The sequence below is a fragment of the Wolbachia endosymbiont of Drosophila incompta genome (assembly GCF_001758565.1).
In the GTDB taxonomy this organism is placed as follows: domain Bacteria; phylum Pseudomonadota; class Alphaproteobacteria; order Rickettsiales; family Anaplasmataceae; genus Wolbachia; species Wolbachia pipientis.
This window is the reverse complement of the sequence record NZ_CP011148.1, coordinates 1,167,524-1,172,359: the sequence shown is the minus strand read 5'-3', so window position 1 is coordinate 1,172,359 and position 4,836 is coordinate 1,167,524. Positions and strand designations below refer to the sequence as shown.

Sequence of the window (4,836 nt, the reverse complement as noted above, 5' to 3'; positions counted from 1 at the left end):
GCTACATAGATGAGATTAAAAATTTCAGATATTATAGCCTTTTACTTGTTTCCGGACAACCTCTAAACACAAATATTCCAGAGTTCCAATAATGATCGTTACTTAACTTACGCTCGGGCTTTTCTGTAAAATCTTTCACTATATGACATTTTTCTTTCTGATCATATACTGCATTTATATAGCCGTATTCAGAATTGAATTCATGAGGCTTAACCCCAAAAGTGACTATAGAGTTAGTTTCAGAGGCTAACTTAGACGCTTTTTGAGTAGAAGCATAAAAACTATTCAAATCACCTATAAAATGGTCTGAAGGCAGAATTAACATTGTCTCGTTTTCATTGCAGAGAAGTGCAGCAATTAATATTGCCGCTGCTGTTCCAATTTTCACTGGTTCGAAAATCACTTTATATTCTTGCAGTGCATGCAATTCCTCCATCACTAATGACTCGTACTGTATATTTGTAGCAATTATGGGCGGCATATAATCGCTTTTTAGCCTCAACAAAGTGTTGTGAAACATAGTGTTCTGACTAAATATTTTCTGAAATTGCTTTGGCTTAGATAAAGGCCAAAGTCTGCTACCACTACCACCACACAATATTACAGGGCGCATTTAGTTAAGATATTAATTAAATAATTAATATCTTATACTGAGGGCAAAATACATGCAAGTTTTTGTTGTGGAATAGTTAATAAAGAAAGTAAATGTTGATTTAAAGTAATTGCTAATGAGAGTGATCATGTGTAGCGCCTTGCCCTTGCTGTGAATTTCTTCTATTTTGTAATTCCTCAACATGACCTTTTCTTTTATCACTTAATATTTCATTACCCTTATTTTGTTCTTCCTCAGGACTCTTTAGTATTTCATTACTCTTGCTAACTTCTTTATCATCCCCTTGTTTCTTTGGCCTTCTAGCGTTAAGCTCATCCCATGTGCCCACTAGTGAATCACGATTCCCATGATCCGGCTTTAGCCTTTCTTCACCTTTAATAACATTAAAGTCACTTTTTGCTTCTTCCAAACATCCTTTCAGTTGGTGTTTCCACATGGTGTAGTAAGCATCACCATATTTTTTCTCATTTGCTACAAACAATAAAATTGGAGCCTTAAGTATGGTAGCTCCCATATCCACTAAATTTTTTACTGCCATTGCAGGAGTAAATAAAAGATAACCAAAAGACTTTGCAATTGGGTTTTGTTCGCTTATTAAATGCTCCCCTAACTTTATAGGAAGAGAAGTCAACAATTTAGTACAAACTTTAGCTAAACTTGTAGCAAAAACGATAGGAACAGATATAAGACTTTTATCTAGCTCTAGATTACCATTCTGATCTCTAATTTCTGAAAAATGGGTGCTTAGCTTCTTGTAATCACTAGTGTATAATAATTCTCCATTTCTTCCTTTTTCATCAACAACTTCCTGAACTTTACCTTCTTTATTTTTTACCTCTTTAGTTAGCACAGAAGAATTAGTTAATTCAAATGGATATTGAGGATCCTTAGTTTTTTCAGCTTCAAAAATTGGCACGTGTTTTTTCAAATCCATTCTCGAAAAGCCTAATGGCTCAAAATATGACTTATGCAACTCATTTATCGGAATTTGCTTACCCTGATTGTCTATATAATTGATAGTAAAATAAGATCTATCATTATCTTTATCTTTGGTAACTAAAGATAATCTGAAACTTGGTTGTTCTCCATTCTCATCTTTTTGACCATACAAAAGTTTATAGGTTGGATTTTTATCTTTATCTAGTATAGCATTTCCATGCATATCCCTGTTTTCTATGATTTTAGCAGACTGTACAATTTGATCATAATTTTTTGGATACTGGCATTTCCTTCCATCATACATCATTACCTTTCTAAGGTCTTCGACGTAAACTTGAGATTCAGGTGAAGTAAGCAGACCTTTTGCTTTAAGTGTAAGATCTATTGCTCCCTTTTTTAATGCTTCAAACATATTGTCAAACCAAAATCGCTATAATGCTATAGTTCAATAATAAAACTAGTACACTAATAATATATTAACACAGCACCGGTGATTTTACAAGAAAATATGCCTGTAGAAGATAAAGATTGTAAAAGCGAGGGTTATATAAGTAATGCTTGATAAGTACTTTATGCATGTAATTGTAAAAATCCTCAAAGGTACGCTGTGTATATAATCTTCGCATACTACCTGCATTCCAAGAACTGCGTGCCAAAAAATGCAAAACAACAATACAACAAAAAATAAAAGCTCTAGAGGGTGATTAATAAATTTTTCACTAAAAGACAAAGAGCTATCAGTATAAAATGTGCAAGAAAATGAATAGATAAACCAAGGAAACAGGAACAGTAAAATTACCGCAGAAACACGCTGAACCCACCAATGATGTACTGAATTTCCAGACTGACTCATATAAACATAAATAAAAAAGCCATAGTAGAAAGAAGTAGCGTTACTGTCAGCAGTATAGCACTCCTTGAAACGCCAGTAATTTCTAAATTAAGCCCAACATCCCACAATAAATGACGAATACCATTAAGAAAATGATATACAAAACTTATAAAACATAAGACATAAGCTAATTTAGCAACAGGAGTGAATAATAATGCATTTAAGTACCTTACTATAAGTAACTCAGGAAAGTAAACATGTAATATGAAATACCAAGAAAGTATCATTAATAAAAGGAATAGCAAGATACCAGTCAATCTATGCATAATAGAGAAAAAACTAGTAACTTGTACTTTATATATTTGTAAATGTGGAGAAAGAGGTCTATCACTCATAAAATTCCGTTATCGGGAAATTAAAATAAAGTAGAAGTAAAGACAGCAGTATAGCACATAACAACACCATCATTAAAAATGGTAAATTGTGTGCAAAGCCTAAGGAGGTAATCCAGCTGCAGATTCCCCTACTGCTACCTTGTTACGACTTCACCCCAGTCACCGATCCCACTTTAAATAACTCCCTCCTTGCGGTTAGGTCGTTAGCTTCGAGTGAAACCAATTCCCATGGCGTGACGGGCAGTGTGTACAAGACCCGAGAACGTATTCACCGTGGCGTGCTGATCCACGATTACTAGCGATTCCAACTTCATGCACTCGAGTTGCAGAGTACAATCCGAACTGAGATGGCTTTTAAGGGATTAGCTTAGCCTCGCGACTTTGCAGCCCATTGTAGCCACCATTGTAGCACGTGTGTAGCCCACTCCATAAGGGCCATGATGACTTGACATCATCCCCACCTTCCTCCAGTTTATCACTGGCAGTTTCCTTAAAGTCCCCAGCATTACCTGATGGTAACTAAGGATGAGGGTTGCGCTCGTTGCGGGACTTAACCCAACATCTCACGACACGAGCTGACGACAGCCATGCAACACCTGTGTGAAACCCGGCCGAACCGACCCTATCCCTTCGAATAGGTATAATTTCCATGTCAAGGAGTGGTAAGGTTTTTCGCGTTGCATCGAATTAAACCACATGCTCCACCGCTTGTGCGGGTCCCCGTCAATTCCTTTGAGTTTTAATCTTGCGACCGTAGTCCCCAGGCGGAATGTTTAACGCGTTAGCTGTAATACAGAAAGTAAAACTTCCCATATTTAACATTCATCGTTTACAGCGTGGACTACCAGGGTATCTAATCCTGTTTGCTCCCCACGCCTTCGCGCCTCAGCGTCAGATTTGAACCAGATAGACGCCTTCGCCACTGGTGTTCCTCCTAATATTTACGAATTTCACCTCTACACTAGGAATTCCTCTATCCTCTTTCAATCTCTAGATTAGCAGTTTTAAAAGCAATTCCAAGGTTGAGCCTTGGGATTTCACTTTTAACTTACTAATCCGCCTACGCGCCCTTTACGCCCAATAATTCCGAATAACGCTAGCCCTCTCCGTATTACCGCGGCTGCTGGCACGGAGTTAGCCAGGACTTCTTCTGTGAGTACCGTCATTATCTTCCTCACTAAAAGAGCTTTACAACCCAAAGGCCTTCTTCACTCATGCGGCATGGCTGGATCAGGCTTTCGCCCATTGTCCAATATTCCCCACTGCTGCCTCCCGTAGGAGTCTGGACCGTATCTCAGTTCCAGTGTGGCTGATCATCCTCTCAGATCAGCTATAGATCATTGCCTTGGTAGGCTATTACTCCACCAACTAGCTAATCTAATATAGGCTCATCTAATAGCAATAAATTTTTCCCCCGTAGGGCGTATACGGTATTAGTTGCCGTTTCCAACAATTATTCCGTACTACTAGGTAGATTCCTATACATTACTCACCCGTCTGCCACTAAGTTATACCATAGCAAGCTACAATATAACTCCGTTCGACTTGCATGTGTTAGGCCTGCCGCCAGCGTTCATTCTGAGCTAGGATCAAACTCTCAAATTTAGACTTCAACCTATAAAAGGTTGAGGGTACATCGGATAAATCCGACAAAAAATAATTTAGCTTAATACTGCTGTCTTTATTTCTACTTTAGAAATATTTTAATCTCCAACTATTCAAACAACTTTAAGAATATTATTATGTGATATAATCACTATGTCAATATGTTTTTGCAAATCAAAAGCATTAATGTATAAATATATAACTATTCAGAATATTACCATGAAAAAATACATCTTTCTGCTTGCACTCGCGCCAATGTTAGTTGGCATCACATTATACTTATTGCGCAACATTGATAACACAAAACAATCTATAACTGCAGGTGACAAGTTTTACGAAGTATTATTCTTAAAAAAAGATAATAAGCCGCTGCTAGAAGAAATAGATTCAAATTGGGAGTATTTAGCAAATTTTGAACGCGCATTCAATCATATCTCAGATTCAATGCCAAC

At 37.1% G+C, this 4,836-nt stretch carries 3 protein-coding genes, 1 rRNA gene and 2 pseudogenes; 1 reads left to right on the top strand and 5 read right to left on the bottom strand.

Annotated elements, in window-relative coordinates; all coding sequences use genetic code 11:
- Positions 1 to 61: 61 nt before the first annotated feature.
- The 5 genes and pseudogenes from WG67_RS05315 to WG67_RS05300 all read right to left on the bottom strand — a co-directional run.
- Positions 62 to 613 (bottom strand): annotated as a pseudogene (locus tag WG67_RS05315) (sugar phosphate nucleotidyltransferase); the annotation flags it as partial.
- Positions 614 to 725: 112 nt separating this feature from the next.
- Positions 726 to 1,964 carry a hypothetical protein gene (locus WG67_RS05310; RefSeq protein WP_010082038.1) on the bottom strand — a complete coding sequence of 413 codons (1,239 nt, stop codon included), beginning with the start codon at positions 1,962 to 1,964 and terminating at the stop codon, positions 726 to 728.
- Positions 1,965 to 2,048: 84 nt separating this feature from the next.
- Entirely contained in the window at positions 2,049 to 2,405 is a 357-nt protein-coding gene (gene sdhD, locus WG67_RS06475; RefSeq protein ID WP_010963113.1) for a succinate dehydrogenase, hydrophobic membrane anchor protein, read from the bottom strand.
- Positions 2,402 to 2,779, bottom strand: a complete 378-nt coding sequence (sdhC, locus tag WG67_RS05305; RefSeq protein ID WP_010963112.1) for a succinate dehydrogenase, cytochrome b556 subunit — start codon at positions 2,777 to 2,779, stop codon at positions 2,402 to 2,404. The genes sdhD and sdhC overlap by 4 nt, the downstream gene beginning before the upstream one ends.
- Before the next feature lie 100 nt (positions 2,780 to 2,879).
- Positions 2,880 to 4,384 (bottom strand): 16S ribosomal RNA (locus WG67_RS05300).
- Positions 4,385 to 4,537: 153 nt separating this feature from the next.
- Here WG67_RS05300 and WG67_RS08850 point away from each other — a divergent pair.
- A pseudogene (locus WG67_RS08850) lies at positions 4,538 to 4,836 on the top strand (hypothetical protein); the annotation flags it as partial.